Below are 22,757 nucleotides of genomic sequence, written 5' to 3'. Positions count from 1 at the left end.
GGCTACGGCCGGCTCAGCCGCAGCAGCCGCCTCCGCAGCACCCGCCGCCGCCCGCGCGGGGGGCCGCGGCGGGGGCGGCCGCACCGGTCACCGCGACGGTCGACAGCAGCTTCACGGTGTCCGCGTGCCCCTCGGGGCAGGTGGCCGGGGCCGAGGACTCGGACATCGGCCGGTTGAGCTCGAAGGTCTCACCACAGGCCCTGCAGCGGTATTCATAACGAGGCATGCCAGGCAGCATAGCCAGCGCCCCGCGCCGCGCAGAGGGCAGCGCGGGCAGCCGGCGTCAGCGCCCGTTCCCCGCGGCGCGCTCCTCGCGGATCTCCCGCACCACATGGGCCACGGACTGCCGCACGGCCTCCATCTCGGTCAGGAAGTGCCACCAGTCCGGGTGCCGGCCCTCCAGATCGCCCGTCGCCCGCTCCAGGCGGGCCACCGCGTCGTCGAGGGGGCGGGCGTGGCGCGGGTCGGGGGTGCTGCGTCCGGTCATCGCGAGCCGCTGGGCGTCGCGGATGGCGAAGCGGGTCCGTTCGACCTCCCGCTGGTGGTCGAACGCCACCTCGTCCAGCCGCCGCAGCCGGTCGCCGGCGGCCGAGACGCCCTCGTCGGTGGTGTTGAGCAGCGCCCGGACCGTGGTCAGCAGCGAGGTCGCGTCCGCCCAGCGCTGTTCGTCCCGGGCGGTGCGGGCCTCGGCCAGCCGCTGCTCGGCCTGGACGACCGCGCGCCCGGCCTCCTCCGGCACCTGTTGCAGGTCCTGCCAGCACGCGGCGCTGTAACGGCGGCGCAGTTCGCTGAGGACGGGGGTGATGCCGGCCGCGCGGGTGGCCAGCGCCTGGGCGCGGGTCCGCAGCGAGACGAGCCGCTTGTCGATCTCCGCCGCGCGCTGCGGCAGCTGCTCGGCGTCGCTGCGGATCGCCTCCGCCTCCCGCTGCACGCGCTCGGCCCGTACGACGGTCTCCTGCACCCCGTGCTGCCCCGCGCCCTGGTTGAGCTTGGTCAGCTCGGGGGAGAGCGCGGCGAGCCGCGCGGCCAGGTCGTCCGCCGTGAGCCCGGTCGCCCGGGCGGCGTCCAGCGCGTTGCTCGCGGCCAGCAGCCCCTGCCGGGCCCGCTCCACGGCGGGCGCGACCTGCGCCAGCTGGTTCTCCGCCCGCGTCAGCAGGGGGCCCAGGCTCTCCCCGAACCGCTCCAGGTCCGCCTTGGCCCGGACGAGCTCGTCCTTGGCCTTCACCAGGTCCGCGCGGGCCCGGCCGGCGGTCGCGGCGTCGAGGTCGTCACGGTCCAGGTCGTGCGTGTCGACGGCGGTGATGTACGTGCCGGAGACCTCGTCTATGCGGCGCCCGAACGCCTCGAAGTCGGCGGCAGCCTTGCGGGCGGCGGGCGAGGCGTCGACGGCCGTGATCGTCTCGATGGAGATCCGCAGCTCGCGCTGCGCGGTGTCCAGCTCGTAGAAGGCCGCCGCGGCGGCGTCCTTGGCGGCCTGGGCCTCCGCGCGCTGGTTCTCCCCGCGCCCCCAGCCCCAGCGGCGCGTGCCGCCCCCGGCGAAGGCGCCGTTCGAGCCGGCCACGGCCACGGCGAGCAGGGGAAGGGGCAGCAGGACAAGCGCGAGGGTCTCGCGGGCCGCAGCCGTCACCGTACGTGCGAAGGTCGCCGTCACTTGCCCTCTCCCGATGGATCGCCCCAGGCCCGGGTGCCATTCTCCCACCCGGCGAGGGCGAACACACAGGGCGGTCAGCCGCTGGTCCGCACGTCGATGGAGCCGTTGCCGCTGTGCGCGCTCACCGCGTGCGGGGCGGCGTCGTCGCGCGGGACGTCCACGTGGACGCTGCCGTTGCCGGAGCCGGCGGTCACCTTGTAGGGGGCGCGGGGCACGGTGATGCGGGTGGAGCCGTTGTTGGTACGGGTCGTGACGGTGTCGGGCGCGGCGGTCAGGCCGAGGCGGATCTCCCCGTTGGAGGTGGTGGCGCTCACCTTCCGGGAGCCGACCCCCTCGGCGGTGATCTGCCCGTTCGAACTCTTCAGCTCCAGCGGCCCCTTCGTGTCGCGGACCTCGATCGCGCCGTTGCCGGAGGTGACCTTCAGCCGGCTCTCGAAACCGCGCGCCGTGATGGTGCCGTCGCCGTCCCTGACGGTGACGTCGACGCCGCGCGGCACCTCGATCCGGTGCTTGGCCTCGCACCCGACGGTCACCCCCTTGCACTTCACCCGCAGCTTCAGCGTCCCGCCGTCCTCCATCGCCCACGTCACCCCGGTCGACCCGCCCAGCGCCCATCCGTCGAACCACCGGGTGACCTTGACCTGCTTGCCGTCCCCGTCGCCGGGCACGAGCTCGACGGCCGAGTTGTCCGTATCCACGGTGAGCTCCCGCCCGCCGAGCGAGAACGTCCTGCTCTCGGGCGTGGCGTCGTCGGCGTTGGCCGTCCCGCACCCGGTCAGCAGGCTTCCGGCGATCAGGGCTCCGCCGAGGACGGCGCTGACGCGGACGGCGCGGTGGGCGCGGGCAACCATGATGATCTCCATGTCGGGCGTACGGCGGGCGGGCCCATGCCCCCCGGCCGGTCGGTGAGTACCTGCTCGACGAGCCTATGCGCGGCAAGATCATCCGGACATCCCACCTGCTACCGGGTCCGTGGTGGGGTTAACCCCCGGGTTTGCGAGGACCGGGGGAGGGCAATGTAGGCTGTCCTTTCGTGCCAGGGCGCATAGCTCAGCGGTAGAGCGCCGCTCTTACAAAGCGGATGTCGGCGGTTCAAATCCGTCTGTGCCCACCGAAGATAACCGCTGTTCAGCGGTGATTTTGGCCCCTCGATCACTCATGATCGGGGGCCTCATGCATGACCGGAGTCCGCATACGGTCCACATCCCCTCAGGCACCGTGCCGCACGTCACCTTGCGAGGGACCTGTTCTACACCGCCCGCGTTGCGTCCATGCCAAACCGCCCCGACCCTTTGGAGGGCCGGGGCGGTGTGCACGGTTTACGATATTGACTTTCGATCATGATCGGCACACGGTAATCAGGTGCCGAAGACTTCACCGCCCGACTGGGTACTAACCCGCCGTCGGGCAGTGGGCAACCGCATCCGGGAGTACGGCTTGGCCGCAACCTCACGCAGGGCTGCTCGCCGAGCTGGTCGGCCGCGACTGCCAGGCGGTCGACCGCATCGAGGGGCGCGCCTCAAGCCCGCGGCTCGACTCTCTGCTGCGCATCGCTGACGCGCTGCACGTATCACCGGCTGCCCTGTTCGTGGACGTCTAACCGCGGCCGAGTTTCTTCCAGAGGCGGGCTCGGCTCGCAGCGTCTGCCTCACGCTCACGGAGTGGCGTGAGGCCGTGTGTGTCCTGGCATTCCTTGCAGGCGTAGACATGATGGCTCACCTGGTCACCGTCGACGGTGACTACCGCGGCCGCATCGGGCACGCGCTCTTTGTGCCACGAGCAATACATCATGGCCGTGCCCCCGCCCTGAGCAGCTTGCGCACGTTGGCCGGGTCGTTCAGCTTCTCGCGGCAGTCGGGCGCCGTCAGCAGCCAGTAGGCGCCCGGCCATGCCTCGCGCGTGGGATGGGGCACGGCCAAGTGCTTCCGGCGGTGACCGGCGCCGACGCACTCCACCCAAGGGATATCCCAGTCGCGTGTGCTGTCAGGGGTTACCAGCACGGTGTACTCCTGCCGGGTGCGGGTGACGATGACCGCATTGCAGATGCCGAACTCCTTGAAGCGGGCTTCGATCTCAGGCTCGTCCTTGGTGCCGCGGATTCCGCGCTTCACGTCAGTGGCGTTCAGGATGATGCCGTCGCAGTGGACGGCCACGGGGTTCCCTCCGCTGATGACCGATGGCACGTACAGGTGCAGGGCAGAGGTTCAGTTCTGGCTGTAGGAGCTGATGCGCCTACCCGCCGGATGGGCGTGGCGCCGGAGCATGCCGGGGTGTGCTGTCCGGTCCGGCACTCAGCAGTGGTGTGGGGGCTGGCAGGGCGGTTCACCGACACTTGGGCACCTGCCGCGCGTACCGAGGCGTTCTGCCATTACCAGAGCGTCGAGAAGCATGCGGGAGGAAGCACGCTGTACCCATGGGGATGTCCCAACTTCGATGTGGTCGAGGTGTGGGACCAGGGTGGCGAAGCGGGATCCCGCTAAGTGTCACTGCTGAGTGACACTCGTGACACCTGGCTCTAGAGGCCCACCCACGCGGCCATGTGGTTCAACGTGTCAGGGGTCCTGCGCTGGAGGTGGACGAGCCCCTTGATCGTTTCCCGGGCGCCAGGATGATAGCGGGTCTGCTGAGGAGCCGTCTTTCGCGCAGCCACCAAAGACTTCAGCGCTGCTTCCGTCCGGCCGATCTCCATCTCGGAACGCGCACGATCAATGTAGAAGTGGGCACGGCGTGACGCGGCCCAATTGTCGGGCAGCAGGACGCTCTTCGCCGTCTTCACCGCGTTGCCGTACTGGCGCATCTCGACCTGGGCGGACACCTCGTGAACAGCCACATTGGTGGGCCCGAAGGAAAGCCAGTGAATGTGGCCGGCTTCACCTGTCTGCCTGGCCAAAGCCTGTGCCTCGGCGAGATGCGCCTTTACCTTGCCCTCGTTCTGCGCGCGCAGCAATGACGGTGGCTCCTAGGTGGAGTTGGCCGGCCACAGCCCGGGATTCGAGACTCGTATAGCTGGGGCCGATGAGGTTGTGGCCGGCGCCGATGAGGCGCAGGCCAATGCTGTGCTCGCCTTCTCGGAAGTACACGAGCGCACGCATGTACTGACGCATTGCCGAGATGAGCGGGTCGGATGCGCGGTACGCAGCCCAGTCCATGCGGTCGAGCGCGACGGTTGCGAGATCGTAGAAGCCGAGCTTGATGGCGACGTCGTGAGCGGTGCGATAGGCGGAGGCGAGGGCTGACCAGAGCTCGGACGATGGACTACCCAGCGCGCTTGCGCTGCTCGGCGATGCGCCTACCCGTGTGGTCGTCCTCCAGCTTGGACATACTGGTCTCCGTCCCCGACTAGTCATCTGGAACGGTACCCCTGCTCGCCTGCGGGGGAACGGCGCCCGCCCCCGTCACCTGCCGGTGTGGGGGCGGGCGCCTGTGGTGTGATCCCCCTATGACCACTCCTGTGTTGTACGTGCTGGGAGCCGCAGCTCCTCCTGTCCTGGGCATCGCTGAGGCCGTTCATCGGGCACAAGCGGACGGGTGGGATGTCTGCCTGGGGTTGACGCCGACCGCTGCCAGCTGGGTGGAGGAGCAACTCCCGGTCCTGGAAACGTTGACGGGGCACCCGGTCCGCTCGAAGCACCGAAGGCCGACCGAGCCAGACGTCTGGCCTCCAGCGGACGTGGCGCTCGTGGCGCCGGCCACTTTCAACACGATCAATCAGTGGGCTCTTGGGTTCACAGCCAATTTTGTCGCCGGATTTGCGGCGGAGGCAATCGGAAAGAAGATTCCGTTGGTGACGATGCCCTGCGTGAATCAAGCCCTCGCACGTCACCCGCAGTTCGAGCGCTCGGTGGAGACGCTCCGGCAGGCCGGCGTTTCTGTCCTGTACGGGGAGAGCGGCTTCGTGCCGAACCCGCCTGGCTCAGGGCGCCCAGCCAGCTACCCGTGGGACATCGCGCTCAGTGAGGCAAAACGGATTCTGGAAACGGCGTAGTGTGTGGGGCCTGCCCTGCCCTGGCCACTGCGTGTGGAGTGGGGCGGTGAGTAGCAGCCATGCAGCTCCTCTGCCGCGCAGCGGCGGTCTCGGCGTCCTCATGAGGGCTGGCCAACGGCCAGTTCGCGGTGAGTATCCCCATCCACAGAAGCGAGCTGGCTGCCGGATGACAGCCAGCTCCACCGCATCGACCTGTTCGGACCCAGCCCGGTCCTGCTCAGTGCGCTCGGTCCCGCCAGCGTCGACGAGCAACGAAGAAACCGAACAGGGCAACCACAGGCAGAAGCGAAATGAGCGTGGGAACGCCTGTCGGCCAACCATTGCCCACGGCGAGCGGGAAGGTCAGGGCCAGGACCGGCGGCGGGAACGTATACAAGACGGAACAGCCCCAGGTCCACGCTGTTGAGACCTTTGGCCACCACACCTGCGCATGAAGCCGAGGCTCGGCGTACACAATGGCGACCGAGACCGGCCACAAGACAGCGGCTGCGATCAGAGGAGTGGTCGCAAGACCAGACCATCCCAGCAGTTCCCGCAGGAACGAGGCGCCGGGATAGGAGAGCATCAGGAAGAACAGCACGTTGAAGGTGCCGTACCCGATGGCTTCCTTCACCGTTCCCGGACTGTCTTCGCCCACGGGCTTTTGAAAAACGCTTGGCATGGCCCCTCTCCTCTCAACACGTCACGTCGTGTGGCCGGCCGTCCCTGACGTCAGAGCGTCAGCTGCACGCCTCTGCCACACCGCCAAGTCCGCTTACGGACATGACGAAGTCGGCAAACTCCTCGCCGGCCTCCGGGGGGACGTGCCCCTCCTTGATGTAGCGCCATGCGTACTTGGCGAACTTGCCATACCCACCGACCTTGCCGACGATCCGGGCTACCTTGGCAACAGGTATGGCGTTCTCCGCAGCGAACTTTCCGACGGCCAAGCTGCAGCTCAGCCAGTTGAGGCCCACAACCTTCGACGCGGTGTTGTGGCTGACGCCCTGGCGCTCCATGGCCTTGGTCAGCTGCTGAACGACCTCGGGGTCGTTGAGGTTCTTGGCCTGGAGGCGCTCCGGCAGGTTCTGGATGGCCAGGGCAAATGCCTCCAACGCGCGGACCGCGTCGGCCTCGCCGGTAAGTCTGGACGCTGTACCAGCAGCGCTGGCCGACACTGGCGCGGTCTGGCCACGGTTGAACTCAGCCGCAGAGGCGGCAGGTGCGGTGACACCGAAGGCGAGCGCTGCCAGGGCTGAGACCCCGGCGATGCGCAGAGTGCTTCGCTTCACTTACACTCCCAGATGCGTATGCCGGGGAAGAGGGCATGCGGGATCGCCGGTGCATTGGTTGGTAGCCCGCCCGGCTCTCGCTGTCGTCTTCCCCGTTTTCTTTCCCGGTCGCTTTTAGAAGATCGCTTCCGGGCCGACGAGCAGACGCTAGCGCGGCACGATGACCCGCTCAACGCATGATCGACTGACTGGCTATCCGCGCATTGGCGTGAAACATGGGCGTTTCTGCCGGATTTGGCGGGCGTATTCGGCCTTGAGGTGGCGGTAGAGCGTAACTCGGCTGGTTAGAGGCATGTAACGGATGAGCGTTTTAGCCAGCGGTATCGATAGAGGACTGGCTGAATCCGGGTGGATGTATTGGCCAATGAGCTACGGCGATCCAGGCGACGCGCTCCGCGATATACCCGTCCATGTGTTTGAAGCGGAAGTCGCCGATCCCAGACCTGTGATCACCAAGTCGCTGGAGACGGTCGCGTCCCGAACCCTGCCAGCCGTCCCGTCGGCGATCACGGTGCAGTCGGTTGGACTGCTGCTGCCCGACGTTGGGATGCCGGGCCGGGTCACGATGCTCGACGCCCAGGTCCCGGCGCCGCCGGTCGCTGTGGACTGAGCAGCGCCGGCGCTTCGACGTCACGCCCGAGGCGAAGGCCGGCTGGTTCGGGCTCAGCGACGTGCCGGCCACACCGCCGACACGCGCCCGGAAGGTAATCGTGGGAGTACCCCAGGCGAGTCGTGGGCCTGTATAGCAGGTCAGAGGCCCTTTCGCGGTGATCCGTGAAGGGGTCTTTGTTGCATTCGGCCCCGTTTACGCAAGCGCTGGAAGAGCCCCCGGCCCGGTCAGTGGCTGCCCACCGACGGCAGCAGGGGGCTGCCGTTGCGGTCGAGCCAGGCGCGGTAGACGGGGTTGTGGGCGGCGGCCGTCACGTAGGCGGACATCAAGTCGGTGAAGAGGGCGTCCAGTTCGCGCAGGGGCAGGGAGCCGGACCGGGAGGCGAGGGAGAGCTGGGTGGAGAGGGGGTCGCCCAGGAGGGGGCGGATGACGGTGCCCGGGGCGGGGTCGGCCGTGGGCTGGGTGGGGCGGACGGCCTCGCCGGAGGCGACGAGCTCGGCGGCGGTGGTGTTGTCGCGGACGTGGATCAGGCGGGGGTCCAGGCCGGCGGTCATGAAGACGCGGCGCAGGGCGGTGGCCTCGTCGTCGGCGGTCGGGTCGACGATCCAGGGGTCGGCCGCCAGCTCGGTCAGGCACAGCGCGGTGCGCGCCGCAGCCGGATGCGTGGCGGCGAGGGCGACGAAGCGGGGTTCGCACGCGATGAGGACGCGGCGCTCCACGCCCTCCGGCACGTGCAGGGGGAAGCCCGCCGTCTCGTGGACGAAGGCGACGTCGAGCTGGTTGGTGGCCAGCAGCTGCAGGAGGGTGTTCGAGGAGACCTCTATATGGATGGTGGTGTCCGTGTCCGGCAGCCGCTGGTGGATGCGGCGCAGCCAGCCCGTCACCGCCCGGCTGCCGATGCTGCCGATGCGCAGCCGCAGGCCGCCGACGCCGACTGCCGCGTCCCGGGCGGCCGTTACCAGCGCGGCCATCTCGGCGATGATGGGCCGCGCCCGCGAGAGCACGGAGTGGCCCAGCGGCGTGGGGCGGCTGCCGGTCTGGCCGCGCGTGAACAGCAGCCCGCCGACGGTGGATTCGATGCGGCGGAGCTGAGTGGTCAGGGAGGGCTGGGTCATGCCCAGCTGCACTGCGGCCTTCCGCACGCTGCCGGTGTCCGCGATGGCGCAAAGTGCACGGAGGTGCCTGACCTCAAGCTCCACGGGGGGAGCATATCCGCGCCCCGTACGTCACACCAGACACATGCCGGACGCACATGGACAGTTGGATGGCGCAGGATAGGCGATTGGATGGCGCTATGGCCAACTGGCATCATCCGCACCATTGATAACTCGTCAGAGACTCGAGGGGAACTGGAGTTCACCCGTGAGCCCCGGCCGCGCGTCCCACCGCGCACGGCCGAAGCGGCTCCCGGCACGAATTGGAGTCCCCCACATGACACGCTCCACGATGGTGCTCTCGGCCGCCCTCGGCCTCGGGCTGGCGGCCACGATGACCGCCGTCCCCGCATCGGCAGTGGCTCTCGACCGCAGTGGTCCGGCACAGGCGACGACCACCTCCTCGTACGTCGGCTCCGCCAAGGAGGAAGCCGACAACAAGGCCTTCTTCGAGGCCGTCATGAAGTCCGCGAAGGCCAAGCAGGCGGCCTCGCCGGGGCTCGCGGCCGTCACCGTCACCTACGACGCCAGCCGGGCGCCGAGCTTCGCGACGGAGATAGCCAGAAGCGCGCAGATATGGAACAGCTCGGTGCGCAACGTCCAGCTGCGCGCCGGCTCCAACGCCGACTTCAGATACTACGAGGGCAACGACTCCCGCGGCTCGTACGCCAGCACCGACGGCCACGGCCGGGGCTACATCTTCCTCGACTACCGGCAGAACGAGCAGTACGACTCCACCCGCGTCACCGCGCACGAGACCGGCCACGTCCTCGGCCTGCCGGACCACTACTCCGGCCCCTGCAGCGAGCTGATGTCCGGTGGCGGCCCCGGCCCGTCCTGCACCAACCCCAACCCGAACACCGCCGAGCGCAACCGCGTCAACCAGCTGTGGGCCAACGGCCTGAAGGCCTTCGACAAGGCGCCCTTCACCAAGGTTCACTGATCCGCGCCGGCTGAAGCACGTACGGCCCGGTCCCCCCGTGGGGCCGGGCCGTCGCCCATACTGGCGCGGTGACGGACAGGCTCACCTACCCCGAAGCCGGTGCCACCGCCGGCGATGCCCCGCTGCCCGGCGGCTATCACCACCTGCGCGTGAGCACCCGCGTCGGCCACGGCCCCGCCGCCTTCCGGGCCGCCGCCGACGCCGTCCTGTCCTGGGAGATGCACCGCGCCATGAGGGGCGTACGCATCCCCGCGGGCACCGCGGCCCCCGCGCCCGGCGTCACCGTGACGCCCGCCCTCGGCCTCGGGGCGCTGAGCGTGTCGGGCCCGTGCGAGGTGGTGTGGGCCGTGCGCGAGGAGCGGCGGGCCGGCTTCGGGTACGGGACGCTGCCCGGGCACCCCGAGTGCGGCGAGGAGGCGTTCGTCGTGACGCTCGAGGAGGCCACGGGGGACGTACGGCTGACCGTGCTCGCCTTCAGCAGGCCGACGCGGTGGTTCACCCGGGCCGTGGGACCGCTCGTACCGCTGGTCCAGCGGGCGTACGCGCGCGAATGCGGGCGCGCGCTGCGCCGCTTCACCGGAGCGTGAGCGACGCGGCCCCTAGTGGGGCTGGGGCTCCGGCTCCTCCGGGCGGCGCATGAGGAAGACCGCTCCCGATCCCGCCGCGAACAGCGCGAGCACCGAGACGGCCGTGCTGAGCCAACTCGCGCCCAGCCACTGGCCGCCGAAGTAGCCGAGGCTGACGCTGTACGCCGCCCACGTCAGGCCGGCCAGCGCGGACCAGGGGAGGAATTCGGCCACCCGGCGGTGCATCACGCCCGCGCCGAGGCTGACCACCGAGCGTCCCGCGGGCGCGAAGCGGGCCAGGACGACGAGCGGCCCGCCGCCGCGCAGCAGCGCCGTGCCGAGCTTGGCCTGCGCTGCGGTCAGGCGGCGGGAGCGGGAGATGGCGCGGTCGAAGCGGTCGCCGCCGCGCCAGGCGAGGCGGTAGGCGACCATGTCGCCGAGCACCGAGGCGGTGGCGGCGCACATCACGAGTGCGAACATGTCGGAGAAGCCCGCGTGGCCGCGCGCGGCCTCGTCCACGGCGCCCGCGGCGGAGCCCGCGGCGGCGGTGGCGGCGGCGATCACCAGGACGCCGCTCGGCAGCACCGGCAGGAAGACGTCCAGGAGTACCGAGAGTCCGACGATCACGTATATCCATGGGGTGTCGGCCAACGACCCCAACTGCTCCAGCACGTCCTGATCTCCCGGTACGGTCCCCCGCCGCGACGTCGCAGGGGAGCGGCAGGGGCGGCCTTCACAACCGTACAGCGTACGCCTGGAGCGACCGGGGGACGGTCGTGGGGCCCGCGATGTTGTTCGAATCACGTGCCGGGCGTGAGGCGGGTCACGTACCGGAGGGTGAGTCAGGTCACGTACGCGCCACGCGCGCAGGGGCCCGGATTCCGCCGGGCCCCTGCGCGCGCGTGTGTGTGGTGCGGCCGTGAAGGGTGGTCAGCCCCGCTTGGCCCGGCCGAAGAGGCGGTCGAGCGACAGCGGGCCCGGGCCGGTGAAGACCAGCAGCAGGAACGCCCAGCAGAACATGGCGGACGCTTCGCCGTGGTTCTGTATCGGCCACAGCGCCTCGCCCTGGTGCACGTCGAAGTACGCGTACGCCATCGAGCCGGAGGAGATGAAGGCCGCGGAGCGCGACCCGAGGCCGATCATCACGAGGACGCCGCCCACGAGCTGGATGACGGCCGCGTACCAGCCGGGCCAGGTGCCCGCGGACACGGTGCCGCCGGTGCCGGCCGCGCCGCCGAGGATGCCGAAGAGGGAAGCGGCGCCGTGGCAGGCGAAGAGCAGGCCGATGACGATGCGGAACAGGGACAGCACGTACGGGCGGGCCGCGTCGAGGCGCTCGGGGAGCGTCGGGGAGGACGTGGCCGAGGCGGACTGCCCGGTGGCCGGGGACGAGGCCGCCGTGGGCGTCGGGGACATGGGTCGAGCTCCTCGTGTCGGGGACAGGAAACGCCGAGAGCTCAAGGTTAGGCACGCCTAACGAGTACTTGCAAGTTCAAGTTTCTTGATTTCCCGCACCGCAACACGCTTGTAACCAGGCCCCTGGAGCCCCGCCCGGGGGCGCGCAGGGCCTCCCCGCGAGGTGGGAGAGGCCCTGCGCGCTGCTCAGCAGCCGTTGAGGATGCCGGTCAGGGTGGTCTTCTCGGCGGAGTCCACGGTCAGCTTGTAGTCGTACTTCACCGAGACCCACATCCGCGCGTACGTACAGCTGTACGACTTCAGGGGCGGCATCCACTGCGCCGGGTCCTTGTCGCCCTTGGCCTGGTTGACGCGGTCGGTGACCGCGATCAGTTGCGAGCGGGTGAGGTCGTTGGCGAACGCCTTGCGCTGCTCGGTCGTCCAGGTGTTGGCGCCCGAGCGCCACGCCTGCGCCAGCGGCACGAGGTGGTCGATGTCGATGTCCTGGGCGTCGTGCCAGGTGGCCCCGTCGTAGGGGGAGAGCCAGGTGCCGGAGACGGCCGCGCACTTGCCGTCCTGCTCCACGTTCTGCCCGTCCCGCTTCAGGACGACCTCACGGGTGTTGCACTGGCCGGACTGGGTGGCCCAGTGGGGGAACTTCGACCGGCTGTAGCCGTCCATCGAGCCCTCGGGCTTGACCGTCAGCTTGCCCAGGTAGGCGCGGGCCGTGGCGGCGTCCGGCGGGGTGGGCGGCGCGGCCTGGGCCGCCGGGCCGTTCAGTACCAGCGTGCCGACGAGGGCCGTGAGGCCCAGGGTGACGGCCGTACGACGCGCGTAGACGCCGCGCAGGGCCGAGGGGACGCGCAGTCCGGGCATGAGAACTCCCTTGGGGGTGGAGGGCTTTGGGCCGCCGAAGCGCGGCCAGGATCGCGGCGCCGGGTGTCAGGGGGGTGGTCGCCAGGTGACAGGATGGCGACGCGCTCATGCCAAAACAAGGGGTTGCGGACGTGAGATGTACCCACCTGCGCCCGCCAGTTGGCGGACCGTCAGAGTCCGTTTGCCGGGGGACGGACACGCCGCCGGCCGTACGGGCGCGCACCGGCGCCCGCCGCCCGTAGGGTGACCGGGTGCTCGCCGCCGACGTCCTGCTGCCCGCCAACGGCACCCTCGCGGTGGTCCTCGCCGTCATGCTGGCCGCCGCCGTGACCGTCGCGGCCCTCACCCGCCTCGCGGACGGCAAGGAACGCGGCTACGCCCGCGCGATCGCCCTCGCCGGGCTGCGCGCCGCCCTCCAGCTGGCCGCCGTCTCGGCGCTCATCGGCTGGGTGGTACGGGCGGTTCCGCTGCTCCTGGCCTTCCTGGCGCTGATGTTCGCCGTGGCCGTACGCACCGCCGGCCGCCGCGTCACGGACAACCGCACCTGGTGGTGGGCGGCCCTGCCGATCGCGGCGGGCGTCGTCCCGGCCGTCCTCACGCTCCTGCTCACCGGCCTCGTCCCGGTCAAGGGCGTCGCCCTCGTCCCCATCACCGGCATCCTCATCGGCGGCGCCCTGACCGGAACGGTGCTCGCCGGCCGCCGCGCCCTGGACGAGCTGCGCATCCGCCACGGCGAGGTCGAGGCGGGCATGGCCCTGGGCCTGCCGCCCCGCGAGGCCCGCCTGGAGATCGCCCGCCCCGCCGCCTCCGACGCCCTGCTGCCGGGCCTGGACCAGACCCGGACCGTGGGCCTGGTCACCCTGCCCGGGGCCTTCGTGGGCATGCTGCTGGGCGGCGCCTCCCCGGTCCTGGCGGGCGTGGTCCAGCTGTTCGTGCTCGTCGCGCTGATGACGGTGCAGGTGGTGGCGGTCGCGGTCGTACTGGAACTCGTCGCGCGCGGGCTGCTGCACCGATCCCTTACCCTGGGGGAAGCAGAAGGGGAGTAGCTCTTCGCCGGACCGTCGACATACTGCTGGGCCTCGCGCCCGGCCGGCGCCCGGAGGCCCGTCCGTCACGGAGGGGCCAGCGAGACCTTCGGCCGCAGTGTCCACGACGCTGCCGTGCCGAAGCGACCCCTGATCTGGATGTGCAGGTCACTGTTTCGGCGGGGCTGGCGTCACCACCCACCGACAGAGGAACCCACCCCTGTGATCAGCTTCACCGTCGCCGCCCTCGTCTTCGGCGTGATCTTCCTGGCCGAGCTGCCGGACAAGACCGCCCTCGCCGGCCTGATGCTCGGCGCCCGCTACCGCGCCTCGTACGTCTTCGCGGGCGTCGCGGCGGCCTTCCTCGTCCACGTCGCCCTGGCCATCGCCGCCGGCAGCGTCCTGACGCTGCTCCCGCACCGCCTGGTCCAGGCGGTCGTCGGCGCCCTGTTCCTGGCGGGCGCGGCGATGCTGCTGCTGAAGAAGGACGACGGGGACGAGGAGATCGCCAAGCCCGCCGACCAGTCCTTCTGGAAGGTCTCCGGGGCGGGCTTCATGCTCATCCTGGTCGCCGAATTCGGCGACCTCACCCAGATCATGACCGCCAACCTCGCCGCCCGCTACGAGGACCCCGTCTCCGTCGGCCTCGGCGCGGTCCTCGCCCTGTGGGCGGTGGCCGGCCTCGGCATCCTGGGCGGCAAGACCCTGATGCGGTACGTGCCCCTGAAGCTGATCACGAAGGTGGCGGCACTGGTGATGCTGGCCCTGGCGGGCTTCAGTCTGTACGAGGCGGTGGTGGGCTGACGGGCCCGTCCATCAGGTTGGTGATCAGCTTCCGCAGCCGCCCCTCGTGGACCGTCTGGACGCCGTGCACGAGCTGGGCGCCGTAGACAACGGCGGTCCCGGCGGGCGGCGCGCTGGTCCAGCGGGTGCGGGGGATGCCGGCGAGCGCGGCGACCGCCTGGGGCCCGGCATGGTGGGATATCTCCCGGACGAACCGCGTGCCGGGCGCGAACCCGCTGCCGGGGCCGGCGGTCCGCCCCGTCCACAGCGCGTCGGACGCGCACGTGTCGACGTAGAACTCCCCGCCCCGCTCCGCCTCCTGCAGGTGGAACGCCACCCGCGCCACCCGCTGCGGCCGGCTGTCGGGGTCGCTCACGCCGTGCACGTGCGGCTGGATCCGGTCGCCGGGCCCGAGGTCGTGGTAGTCCCACGCCGTCGCCGCGGCCACGGACGGGAACACCCGCCGGATCGACGGCAGCGCCCGCACGACGGCACCCGCCAGGATCTCCTGGACATCGTCGGGCGCCACCATGCCGTCACTGGGCCGGAGGGGGATCCAGCGGGTCGCCTCGATGTGATCGTCGAGCAGTTTGACGACCTCGGCCGTCTCGTCAGGGGTCAGGAAGCCCTCGACGGTGTGGACGGCGAGGGTCTCGGTCATGTGGATCACGCGGTCACCCACTTCTCTCGCGGTGCGGTGCGGTGCGTTTCCATCAGGGCATTCCACTGCGGGGCACGGTGGTTGCCAACCACCCGAGCGCGTGCCGTGGAGGCACCGGGGCGCATGCGCGGGCGCGTTGGGGGGCGCGCGGGTGCGGTGGATCTCCGGCACCGGATCTTCCGGGGGCGCGTCCCCCGATGTCCCATGAGGGGGCGCATCCGCGCAGGTCAGACGGTGGGGCAAGACGCTCGCCAACGGTCAGACCATGGTCCACTACTTCTTCGGCGGCCACTACCAGAAGACCGTGACCTGCTGATCGGCCGCGTTCCACCGGTAGGAGCGGGCAGTCGCTCCAGGCACAGGAGCATGCCGGGACCGTACGGCCTATCGTGAGAAGTGGGACAGCTACTCGGCCGGACAAAGGGGGTGGCTGCCGACGATGCAGCTCGAGTGGGCACGCCCGGGTGTGCTGCGGGTGACTTCGCACGCCTATGAGTTCGCGGCGCTCGTCGCCGCGGCCCGGTACGTCGCCGAGTCCGCTCCCGACGAGATGCCCGACGAGGCGCTGGAAGAGCTGCGGCGTCTCCTCGCCGACTACGACGCGCAACTGTCCGGCCTGCTCGAGAAGGCGCGAGAGGAGAGACCATGACGTCGACGACGCGTGAGGACACGCCGGTCGCGCTCGAGGGTGAGGGTGTCGAGGCGCGGCTGAAGGAGATCGGCGGGGGCATGAGCGTGATGTACATGCGCACCGCCAAGGGGACGGATCTCGCTCCCGTCCTCAAGGGCCTGCCCTACGACCTGTGCCAGTGCCCGCACTGGGGCTTCCTGACCAAGGGCCGCATCAAGCTGCGGACGCGGCAGGGCGAGGAGACGTACGAGGCGGGGCAGGCGTTCTACTGGGCGCCCGGGCACGCTCCTGAGGCCCTGGAGGACAGCGAGTTCATGGAGTTCTCGCCGACGAAGGAACTCGACCAGGTGATCGCGCACGCCAAGGCGCAGCTGGGCTGACGCCCCGTCGCGTACGCCTCAGCCCGTCGTCCCGAACCGCAGCGTGATGCCGCCGTCCGGGGCCGCTTCGACGCGTACTTCGCTCAGGTCCGCCACCGCCACGTCCGGGGCGTGCGCGGCGGCCCGCGGGCCCACGCCCACCACGCGCATGCCCGCCGCCCTGCCGGCGGCGATGCCCGCCTCGGAGTCCTCGAAGACCACGCAGTCACCCGGCGCGAAGCCGAGCTCGGCCGCGCCCTTGAGGAAGCCCTCCGGGTCCGGCTTGCTGGCGCCGACCGACTCCGCCGTCACCCGCACCGCGGGCATCGGCAGGCCGGTCGCGCCCATGCGGGCCCGGGCCAGGGCGCGGTCGGCGGAGGTGACCAGGGCGTGCGGCAGGCCGGCCAGGGCGGCCATGAAGGCGGGGGCGCCGGGGACCGGGACGACGCCGTCGACGTCGGCCGTCTCGGCGGCCAGCATGCGGCGGTTGTCCTCGTGGTTGAGCTCCATGGGGCGGTCCGGGAGCAGGACGGCCATCGTGGCGTAGCCCTGGCGGCCGTGGACGATCTTCATGGCCTCGTCGGCGTCCAGGCCGTGCTCCTCGGCCCACTGGCGCCAGCAGCGCTCGACGACGGCGTCGGAGTTGACGATCGTCCCGTCCATGTCGAGGAGCAGGGCACGTGCCGTGAGCGTGGTCATCGAAGGACTCCAGAGCGCCGCGGAAGAAGACAAGCGGCTCCACCCGCCGGTCAGGGAGTGCGGGCGGAGCCACTTTGTTTATCAAAGATACAAAACGGATCGGTACAAACGCCAACGGCCCTGGTCGCCGGGGTGCCGACGCCCCCGCGGGGCAGCCAATGGCCTACCCCAGCGGGCCGGGAACGCCCGCCCCGATCACGATGGGAGCAGCGGAACCGAGACCCGAGGAGAGCTCCCCATGGCCCAGGACACCCCGGGCCCCGCGGTGGCCGCGGAGCCCGCGCACGTGCCCGGCGAGGGGCAGAGCCGAAGCGGCGTGCTCGTCGCCATCGGCGCGCTGCTGCTCGGCATGCTGCTGGCCGCCCTCGACCAGACCATCGTCTCCACCGCCCTGCCGACGATCGTCAGCGACCTCGGCGGCCTCGAGCACCTGTCCTGGGTCGTCACGGCCTACATGCTCGCCTCCACCGCCGCCACCCCCCTGTGGGGCAAGCTCGGCGACCAGTACGGGCGCAAGAGGCTCTTCCAGACGGCCATCGTCATCTTCCTCGTCGGCTCCGCGCTGTGCGGCCTCGCCCGCGACATGCCCGAGCTGATCGGCTTCCGGGCGCTGCAGGGCCTGGGCGGCGGCGGGCTGATGGTGCTGTCGATGGCGATCGTCGGCGACCTCGTGCCGCCCCGCGACCGCGGCCGCTACCAGGGGCTCTTCGGCGCCGTCTTCGGCGGTACGAGCGTGCTGGGGCCGCTGCTCGGCGGGCTGTTCGTGGACCACCTCAGCTGGCGCTGGGTCTTCTACATCAACCTGCCCATCGGCATCGTCGCGCTGCTCGTCATCGCCGCCGTGCTGCACATCCCCGCCGACCGGACCCCGCACCGCATCGACTACCTGGGCACCTTCCTCATCGCCGCCGTCGCCACCTGCCTGGTGCTGATGACCTCGCTCGGCGGCACCACCTACCCCTGGTCGTCCTGGCAGATCATCGGGCTCGGCGTGCTGGGCGTGGCGCTGCTGGTGCCCTTCGTGCGCGTCGAGCGGCGCGCGGCCGAGCCCGTCCTGCCCCTGGGCCTCTTCCGCGTCCACACCTTCGCGCTCTGCTCGGTGATCGGCTTCGTCGTCGGCTTCGCGATGTTCGGGTCCATGACCTACCTGCCGACCTTCCTGCAGGTCGTCCACGGCGTCTCGCCGACGATGTCCGGCGTGCACATGCTGCCGATGGTGGCCGGCATCCTCATCGCCTCGACCGCCTCCGGCCAGATCGTCAGCCGCACCGGCCGCTACAAGGTCTTCCCCATCGCCGGCACCGGCGTGATGGCCATCGGCCTGCTCCTGCTCCACCAGCTGAGCCCCACGACCGGCACCACCGAGATGAGCCTGTACTTCTTCGTCTTCGGCTTCGGGCTCGGCCTGGTCATGCAGGTGCTCGTGCTGATCGTGCAGAACTCCGTCGGCTACGAGAACCTCGGCGTCGCCACCTCCGGCGCGACCTTCTTCCGCTCCATCGGCGCCTCCTTCGGCGTCTCCATCTTCGGCACGATCTTCGCCAACCACCTCGGCCCGCGCATCGCCGACGCCCTCGCCGGAATCCCCCTGCCGCCCGGCGTCACCCCCGGCGCCCTCCAGGCGGACCCGCGGGCCGTCGACCGGCTCCCGCCGGCCCAGCGCACCGGAGTCCTCGCCGCCTACTCAACGTCCATCACCGACGTCTTCCTCTACGCCGTACCGCCCGCCCTCGTGGCGTTCGCCCTGGCCTGGCTGCTCAGGGAGGAGCCCCTGCGGGCCAGCGTCACCGCCCCCGACACCAGCGAGGTCATCTCCAGCAACCCCGTCCAGCGCTCCTCGCGCGACGAGTGCGCCCGCGCGCTGTCCGTGCTGGGCAGCCGGGAGGGGCGCCGACGGGTCTACGAGAAGATCACCGAACGGGCCGGGCTCGACCTCAGACCCGCCGCGAGCTGGATGCTGCTGCGCATCAAGCGCGACGGGCACGTGGAGCCCTCCCTGCTCGCCGAGCGCGTGGACGTACCGCTGCGGGTGGTCACGGAGGGGGCCCGGCAGCTGGAGACGCGGGGCCTGGCCGTACGGGAAGGGCTGCCGCTCGTCCTGACGGCGGAGGGACAGCGGGAGGCGGACCTGCTGTTCCAGGTCCGCGAGGAGATGCTCGCCGACATGCTGGGCGACTGGTGGACCGCCAAGGACCGCCCCCACGACCTCCAGGCCCTCGTCCGCGAGCTCAACCGCGAGCTGTGCGGCTCCGACGCCGAGCAGCCCCGCGACGGCGACGCGCGCACCGGCCACCCCCACGACGACCACCGCCTCGACCACGGCCGCTAGCCGGCGGCTACAGCTCCTTGCCCAGCCACACCTCGGCATACGGCAACGGGCCGTCCGCATAGGCGGGAACGTCCGTGAAGCCGTGACGCGCGTACAGCGCCCGCGCCTCCACCAGGTCCCTCCGCGTGTTCAGCACGATCCGCCGCACACCCCAGGACCGGGCCGTGGCCTCGGCGGCGGCCAGCAGCACGGCCGCACCCCCCAGCCCCCGCCGGTCCGCCCGCACGTACATCCGCTTCAGCTCGGCCGTCCGCCCGTCCAGCCGCCGCAGCCCCACACACCCGCCCGGCGCCCGCTCCCCGCCGTACCGGCCCGCCAGCAGCACACCGTGCGGGGGAGCGAGGTCGTCGCTGGGGTCCTCGGCCAGATGCCGCTCGATCTCCTCCGGGGTCGTCGTACGCCCGTGGTGCAGCCGGTACCAGCGGTCGGCGACGTCGGTGAGATACGCGCGCAGCAGCGCGGCCGACTCCGGGGAGCCGACCGGCTGCGGCGCGACGCTCCACAGGGCTCGGGCGGGGGCAGTGGTCATGCGGGGGATCGTCGCACGCGGCCCCCGCGGGGATCAGCTGCTTTTCGGCGCCGCCTGCTGGACGACCTCGAAGGACCACACCGTGGACCCGGAGGCGGCGGGCCGCTGCTTGGGGGCACCCTCGCCACCGCCCTGGTGCGCCGCCTTCATCGGGCCCTCCATCCACGCCCGGAAGTCCTCCTCGCTGCGCCAGCGGGTGTAGACGAGGTAGTCGTCGGTGCCCTCGACGGGGCGCAGCAGTTCGAACCACTCGAAGCCGTCGGAGCTCTCCACGGTGCCGGCACGGGAGGCGAAGCGCTGTTCGAGGACCTCGCGCTGCTCGGCGGGGACGGTCAGGACGTTGATCTTCACGATGCTCATGCGCCCATCCTGCCCCAGTCGCCGGGCCCCGTTCAGCCCCGTTCGCCAGGCCGGCGGCCGCCGCCCGCGTCGGCCAGGGTCGCCTCCAGCTGATCCAGGGTCAGCGGCGGGGCCGGCAGGGGGCCGGCGACCTCGGTGCGCAGGCCGTCGAAGAGCAGGGTGAGGTAGCGGCGCCAGGAGCCGGGGGCCGCCGCGGCGGCGGAGGGGACGAAGCGGCCCAGGGCCGCCAGGGTGAAGAGCAGGTCCTCCGCCACCACCTCCGCGCGCATCGTGCCCTGCTCCTGGGCGCGGCGCACGAGCAGGGCGACCGTCTCGTGGTTGTGCTCACGCAGCGCCGCCAGCGTCGGGCCCGCGGGGACCGTGGTCGTCATCAGCTCGATGGCCCCCCGGTCCGCGGCCAGCCCCTCGAAGATCCGCTCCATGTAGCCGAGCAGGGACGCGAAGGCGTCCTCGCCCGCGCGGGCCTCCTCGCCCGAGGCCATGCTCCCGCCCAGGTGCTCGCCGAAGACCGCCTCGATCAGCGCCTCGCGCGTGGGGAAGCGGCGGTAGAGCGTGGCGTTGCCCACGCCCGCCCGGCGGGCGATGTCGTCCAGAGGGGCCTCCAGGCCCTGCTCGGCGAAGAGTTCCCGCGCCGCCGCGATCAGCAGCTCCCGGTTGCGCCGCGCGTCCGCCCGCAGGGCCGCGGGCTCCTCTCCCCTGCTTGAGCTGGTGGTCATGACACCGCACCCTAATGGCCGTCCGAGCGTTGGAATCAGGCCACCTGTGGGAGGTTGTCAGGTGACCTGGGGGTGACCTGCGTCTGTTCCGCAGGACTCAGTAAGGTCTCAAACAGCCCTACGAGGGTGACCGACTGGGCGACGGGAGGAGCGGCGGAGCGTGGCGGAAGCAGAGCGGGGCCGGCTGGGCAGTCCGCCGCGCGCGGGCTCGCGCACCGGCATGGTCCTGGGCGTCCTGTGGCTCCTCGCCGGGCTGCTGGCCGTGCGTCAGGCAGCGGTGGTGCTGCGACTGCCTCCCGAGCGCCGGTTCACCGACCTCGAGACCTGGATCGGCGACAACGGCGTCCTGCACGTGGGGGGCTCCCTCTACGAAACGGACAAGTTCCCCGGAACTCCCTTCTCCGGGCTTGTCCTGAAGCCGTTCACCAAAGCGGCCGAACAGAGCCTCGGCATCGTCTGGACGTTCGGCACCCTCCTGCTCGTCGTCGCCCTCGCGCTCGTCGCCGCCCGCGCCCTGCCCGGCCCCCTCAGCCGCCGCACCGCCCTGCTCGCCGCGCCCCTCGCGGTCATCCTGACCGTGCTCTCGCTGCCCGTACGCAACACCTTCACCCTCGGGCAGACCAGCATCATCCCGGTGCTGCTCGTGCTCCTCGCCTGCTGTCCGCCCCGGCTCACCCATGGCTCCGGCCGCACCGGCGGCATCCTCGTCGGCCTCGCGGCCGCCCTCCAGCCCACGGTGCTGCTCTTCGCCCCGCTGCTCTGGCTGACCGGCCGCCGCCGGGCGGCCGCCACCACCGGCGTCACCTTCGCGGCGTGCACGGCACTGGCATGGGTGACCATGCCGGACGATTCGTGGACGTACTGGGTGCACCACATCGCCGGGGCCGGCCTCGGCGAGAAGCCCGACGGCCTCGCCAACCAGTCCCTGCACGGCCTGCTGCTGCGCATCGGCCTGCACGGCCCGGCCGAGCTCGCGCTGTACGCGCCGCTGGCCGTCGCCGTCACCGTGCTCGGCCTGCGCCGGGCCGTGCGCTACGCCCGGGACGGCCAGCCGCTGCTCGCCACGGCCATCACCGGCTGCGTCGCGGTCGCCGTCTCGCCCACCGCCTGGCAGCACCAGCAGCTGTGGATCCTGCTGGCCGTCGTCGGCCGCGTCGGCCGGCGCCGTGCCGACCGGCTGGTGTGGCCCGCGCTCGTCGTGCTCGTCATGACGCTCACCAGCACCGTCCTCGTACCGATCAACCCCGTCCTGGGCCCGGTGGGCGAGAACGCCCCGCTGCTGGCGGCCCTCGCCGCCGCCTGCGCCGTGCCGTTCCTCTCCCGCTCCAGCGAGCTGTGGGACCGGCCCCTGCCCACCCCGGTCGCCGAGCCGCAGCGTGGCCGCTTCGCGTGGGTGCCGCTGCTGCCCTTCTTCAAGCGCGCCCTGAACCGCCCCAACCTGTTGCTGGAGTTGATGCTGATACGAGTGGGCTACTGGGTCTACTCGTACATCCGCGGCAACGCCCCGGACTCGCGCGTTCTCGCGGAGACCCACGGTCGTCAGATCATGGGCGTCGAGGAGTTCCTGCACCTGGACGTCGAGCACGGCTTCAACCGCTTCGTGGCGGGCGTGGGCTGGCTCAAGGACAGCATGAATTACTACTACGGCACCTTCCACTTCCTGGTGCCGCTGTCCCTGCTGGGCTATCTGTACCTGCGCCGCCCGGCCACCTACCGCTGGGCACGCACCGCGCTGGGCTTCGCGACGCTGATGGCGCTCGTCGGCTTCTGGCTCTACCCGCTGGCCCCGCCGCGGCTGATGCCGGGCCGCGGCTTCGTCGACACCGCCAACGGCCCGCAGGACCTGTCCAACCCCGACTTCGGGGCGCTGACGGAGCTGTCCAACCAGTACGCGGCGATGCCCTCGCTGCACATCGGCTGGTCGCTGTGGTGCGGGGTCGTGATCGCGACGGTGGCGCCGAAGCTGTGGATGAAGTGGCTGGGCATGCTGTACCCGCTGCTGACCTTCTCGGTCATCATCGGCACGGCCAACCACTACGTCCTGGACGCGGCCGGCGGCGCGCTGGTGGTCGCCTCCGGCTTCGCCATCCAGTACGCGCTGACCGGCCCCGGCCGGGTCGCCCTCGCCGTGATCCCCGGTGCCCGGGGCGGCAGTGACGACGACAGCGACGACGCCCGCAAGCCGGAGCCGGTGCGGGCCGGGGGCTGACACCC

25 protein-coding genes, 1 tRNA gene and 1 pseudogene are annotated in these 22,757 nt (G+C 71.2%); 11 read left to right on the top strand and 16 right to left on the bottom strand.

The genetic code is table 11. From position 1 onward, the window contains the following. Positions 1-13: 13 nt before the first annotated feature. The 3 genes from ABZ956_RS11410 to ABZ956_RS11400 all read right to left on the bottom strand — a co-directional run bounded on the left by ABZ956_RS11410 (position 14) and on the right by ABZ956_RS11400 (position 2,502). On the bottom strand, positions 14-226 hold the full coding sequence (locus ABZ956_RS11410; RefSeq protein WP_361890444.1) for a zinc ribbon domain-containing protein: 213 nt from the start codon (positions 224-226) through the stop codon (positions 14-16). Between the two features lie 57 nt (positions 227-283). Further along, complete coding sequence (locus ABZ956_RS11405) at positions 284-1,651, bottom strand: hypothetical protein (protein WP_361890441.1); 1,368 nt, start codon at positions 1,649-1,651, stop codon at positions 284-286. A 74-nt stretch (positions 1,652-1,725) separates the two neighbouring features. Beyond that, positions 1,726-2,502 carry a DUF4097 family beta strand repeat-containing protein gene (locus ABZ956_RS11400; RefSeq protein WP_361890438.1) on the bottom strand — a complete coding sequence of 259 codons (777 nt, stop codon included), beginning with the start codon at positions 2,500-2,502 and terminating at the stop codon, positions 1,726-1,728. Positions 2,503-2,690: 188 nt separating this feature from the next. On the opposite strand from ABZ956_RS11400, the gene ABZ956_RS11395 reads away from it, so the two are divergent. Beyond that, a tRNA-Val gene (locus tag ABZ956_RS11395) sits at positions 2,691-2,762 on the top strand. Between the two features lie 676 nt (positions 2,763-3,438). On the opposite strand, the gene ABZ956_RS11390 is transcribed toward ABZ956_RS11395, so the two are convergent. Together ABZ956_RS11390 and ABZ956_RS11385 are read right to left on the bottom strand one after the other, a co-directional pair. Next, positions 3,439-3,804 (bottom strand): hypothetical protein, encoded by a 366-nt coding sequence (locus tag ABZ956_RS11390; RefSeq protein WP_361890435.1) that lies wholly within the window; start codon positions 3,802-3,804, stop codon positions 3,439-3,441. A gap of 362 nt (positions 3,805-4,166) precedes the next feature. After that, positions 4,167-4,908 (bottom strand): annotated as a pseudogene (locus tag ABZ956_RS11385) (transcriptional regulator); the annotation flags it as partial. 182 nt (positions 4,909-5,090) lie between these two features. Between ABZ956_RS11385 and ABZ956_RS11380 the strand changes: the two are divergent. Continuing rightward, positions 5,091-5,636: a flavoprotein gene (locus ABZ956_RS11380; RefSeq protein WP_361890432.1), complete on the top strand. Its 546-nt coding sequence runs from the start codon at positions 5,091-5,093 to the stop codon at positions 5,634-5,636. A 217-nt stretch (positions 5,637-5,853) separates the two neighbouring features. Here the strand turns inward: ABZ956_RS11380 and ABZ956_RS11375 are convergent, their stop codons facing one another. Beyond that, positions 5,854-6,297 carry a hypothetical protein gene (locus tag ABZ956_RS11375; RefSeq protein ID WP_361890430.1) on the bottom strand — a complete coding sequence of 148 codons (444 nt, stop codon included), beginning with the start codon at positions 6,295-6,297 and terminating at the stop codon, positions 5,854-5,856. A 58-nt stretch (positions 6,298-6,355) separates the two neighbouring features. Continuing rightward, entirely contained in the window at positions 6,356-6,907 is a 552-nt protein-coding gene (locus ABZ956_RS11370; RefSeq protein ID WP_361890427.1) for a hypothetical protein, read from the bottom strand. Positions 6,908-7,271: 364 nt separating this feature from the next. Between ABZ956_RS11370 and ABZ956_RS11365 the strand changes: the two genes are divergently transcribed. After that, the gene (locus ABZ956_RS11365; protein ID WP_361890424.1) at positions 7,272-7,517 is read left to right on the top strand and encodes a hypothetical protein; all 246 of its coding nucleotides are present in this window, start codon (positions 7,272-7,274) and stop codon (positions 7,515-7,517) included. A 227-nt stretch (positions 7,518-7,744) separates the two neighbouring features. Here ABZ956_RS11365 and ABZ956_RS11360 read toward each other — a convergent pair whose 3' ends face one another. Further along, entirely contained in the window at positions 7,745-8,716 is a 972-nt protein-coding gene (locus ABZ956_RS11360) for a LysR family transcriptional regulator (protein ID WP_361890422.1), read from the bottom strand. Between the two features lie 232 nt (positions 8,717-8,948). On the opposite strand from ABZ956_RS11360, the gene snpA reads away from it, so the two are divergent. Both snpA and ABZ956_RS11350 read left to right on the top strand, forming a co-directional pair. Continuing rightward, positions 8,949-9,614 carry a snapalysin gene (gene snpA / locus ABZ956_RS11355; protein ID WP_361890419.1) on the top strand — a complete coding sequence of 222 codons (666 nt, stop codon included), beginning with the start codon at positions 8,949-8,951 and terminating at the stop codon, positions 9,612-9,614. A 68-nt stretch (positions 9,615-9,682) separates the two neighbouring features. Then, positions 9,683-10,201, top strand: a complete 519-nt coding sequence (locus ABZ956_RS11350) for a DUF1990 domain-containing protein (protein WP_361890417.1) — start codon at positions 9,683-9,685, stop codon at positions 10,199-10,201. Positions 10,202-10,213: 12 nt separating this feature from the next. Here ABZ956_RS11350 and ABZ956_RS11345 read toward each other — a convergent pair whose 3' ends face one another. The 3 genes from ABZ956_RS11345 to ABZ956_RS11335 form a co-directional block, all read right to left on the bottom strand. Further along, positions 10,214-10,852, bottom strand: coding sequence for a VTT domain-containing protein (locus ABZ956_RS11345; protein WP_361890415.1), 639 nt, complete (start codon positions 10,850-10,852; stop codon positions 10,214-10,216). A gap of 258 nt (positions 10,853-11,110) precedes the next feature. After that, on the bottom strand, positions 11,111-11,596 hold the full coding sequence (locus ABZ956_RS11340) for a DoxX family protein (RefSeq protein ID WP_361890412.1): 486 nt from the start codon (positions 11,594-11,596) through the stop codon (positions 11,111-11,113). A 186-nt stretch (positions 11,597-11,782) separates the two neighbouring features. After that, positions 11,783-12,424 carry an HNH endonuclease family protein gene (locus tag ABZ956_RS11335; RefSeq protein WP_361890530.1) on the bottom strand — a complete coding sequence of 214 codons (642 nt, stop codon included), beginning with the start codon at positions 12,422-12,424 and terminating at the stop codon, positions 11,783-11,785. A gap of 338 nt (positions 12,425-12,762) precedes the next feature. Between ABZ956_RS11335 and ABZ956_RS11330 the strand changes: the two genes are divergently transcribed. After that, on the top strand, positions 12,763-13,497 hold the full coding sequence (locus tag ABZ956_RS11330) for an ABC transporter permease (RefSeq protein ID WP_361890527.1): 735 nt from the start codon (positions 12,763-12,765) through the stop codon (positions 13,495-13,497). Between the two features lie 201 nt (positions 13,498-13,698). After that, positions 13,699-14,280: a TMEM165/GDT1 family protein gene (locus ABZ956_RS11325; protein WP_361890410.1), complete on the top strand. Its 582-nt coding sequence runs from the start codon at positions 13,699-13,701 to the stop codon at positions 14,278-14,280. On the opposite strand, the gene ABZ956_RS11320 is transcribed toward ABZ956_RS11325, so the two are convergent. Beyond that, the gene (locus ABZ956_RS11320) at positions 14,252-14,929 is read right to left on the bottom strand and encodes a hypothetical protein (protein WP_361890407.1); all 678 of its coding nucleotides are present in this window, start codon (positions 14,927-14,929) and stop codon (positions 14,252-14,254) included. The two genes, ABZ956_RS11325 and ABZ956_RS11320, sit on opposite strands and share 29 nt — an antisense overlap. A 430-nt stretch (positions 14,930-15,359) precedes the next feature. Here ABZ956_RS11320 and ABZ956_RS11315 point away from each other — a divergent pair, with 430 nt between their 5' ends. Continuing rightward, on the top strand, positions 15,360-15,569 hold the full coding sequence (locus tag ABZ956_RS11315; protein ID WP_361890404.1) for a hypothetical protein: 210 nt from the start codon (positions 15,360-15,362) through the stop codon (positions 15,567-15,569). Further along, on the top strand, positions 15,566-15,931 hold the full coding sequence (locus ABZ956_RS11310) for a hypothetical protein (RefSeq protein ID WP_361890401.1): 366 nt from the start codon (positions 15,566-15,568) through the stop codon (positions 15,929-15,931). The genes ABZ956_RS11315 and ABZ956_RS11310 overlap by 4 nt, the downstream gene beginning before the upstream one ends. A gap of 18 nt (positions 15,932-15,949) precedes the next feature. Here the strand turns inward: ABZ956_RS11310 and ABZ956_RS11305 are convergent, their stop codons facing one another. After that, positions 15,950-16,609 carry an HAD-IA family hydrolase gene (locus ABZ956_RS11305; protein ID WP_361890398.1) on the bottom strand — a complete coding sequence of 220 codons (660 nt, stop codon included), beginning with the start codon at positions 16,607-16,609 and terminating at the stop codon, positions 15,950-15,952. A gap of 238 nt (positions 16,610-16,847) precedes the next feature. On the opposite strand from ABZ956_RS11305, the gene ABZ956_RS11300 reads away from it, so the two are divergent. Beyond that, the gene (locus tag ABZ956_RS11300; protein ID WP_361890395.1) at positions 16,848-18,938 is read left to right on the top strand and encodes an MFS transporter; all 2,091 of its coding nucleotides are present in this window, start codon (positions 16,848-16,850) and stop codon (positions 18,936-18,938) included. A 7-nt stretch (positions 18,939-18,945) separates the two neighbouring features. Here the strand turns inward: ABZ956_RS11300 and ABZ956_RS11295 are convergent, their stop codons facing one another. The 3 genes from ABZ956_RS11295 to ABZ956_RS11285 are packed head-to-tail and all read right to left on the bottom strand — an operon-like array spanning position 18,946 to position 20,543. After that, positions 18,946-19,467 carry a GNAT family N-acetyltransferase gene (locus tag ABZ956_RS11295; protein WP_361890392.1) on the bottom strand — a complete coding sequence of 174 codons (522 nt, stop codon included), beginning with the start codon at positions 19,465-19,467 and terminating at the stop codon, positions 18,946-18,948. A 33-nt stretch (positions 19,468-19,500) separates the two neighbouring features. Beyond that, positions 19,501-19,827 carry an antibiotic biosynthesis monooxygenase gene (locus tag ABZ956_RS11290; protein ID WP_361890389.1) on the bottom strand — a complete coding sequence of 109 codons (327 nt, stop codon included), beginning with the start codon at positions 19,825-19,827 and terminating at the stop codon, positions 19,501-19,503. Positions 19,828-19,859: 32 nt separating this feature from the next. Further along, positions 19,860-20,543, bottom strand: a complete 684-nt coding sequence (locus ABZ956_RS11285) for a helix-turn-helix domain-containing protein (protein ID WP_361890386.1) — start codon at positions 20,541-20,543, stop codon at positions 19,860-19,862. 220 nt (positions 20,544-20,763) lie between these two features. Between ABZ956_RS11285 and ABZ956_RS11280 the strand changes: the two genes are divergently transcribed. After that, a complete protein-coding gene (locus ABZ956_RS11280; RefSeq protein WP_361890525.1) occupies positions 20,764-22,752 on the top strand; it encodes a bifunctional glycosyltransferase 87/phosphatase PAP2 family protein in 1,989 nt (662 codons plus the stop codon). Positions 22,753-22,757 lie beyond the last annotated feature (5 nt).

This window comes from Streptomyces sp. NPDC046261 (assembly GCF_040646235.1).
In the GTDB taxonomy this organism is placed as follows: domain Bacteria; phylum Actinomycetota; class Actinomycetes; order Streptomycetales; family Streptomycetaceae; genus Streptomyces.
This window is presented reverse-complemented; position numbering and strand designations above follow the sequence as displayed.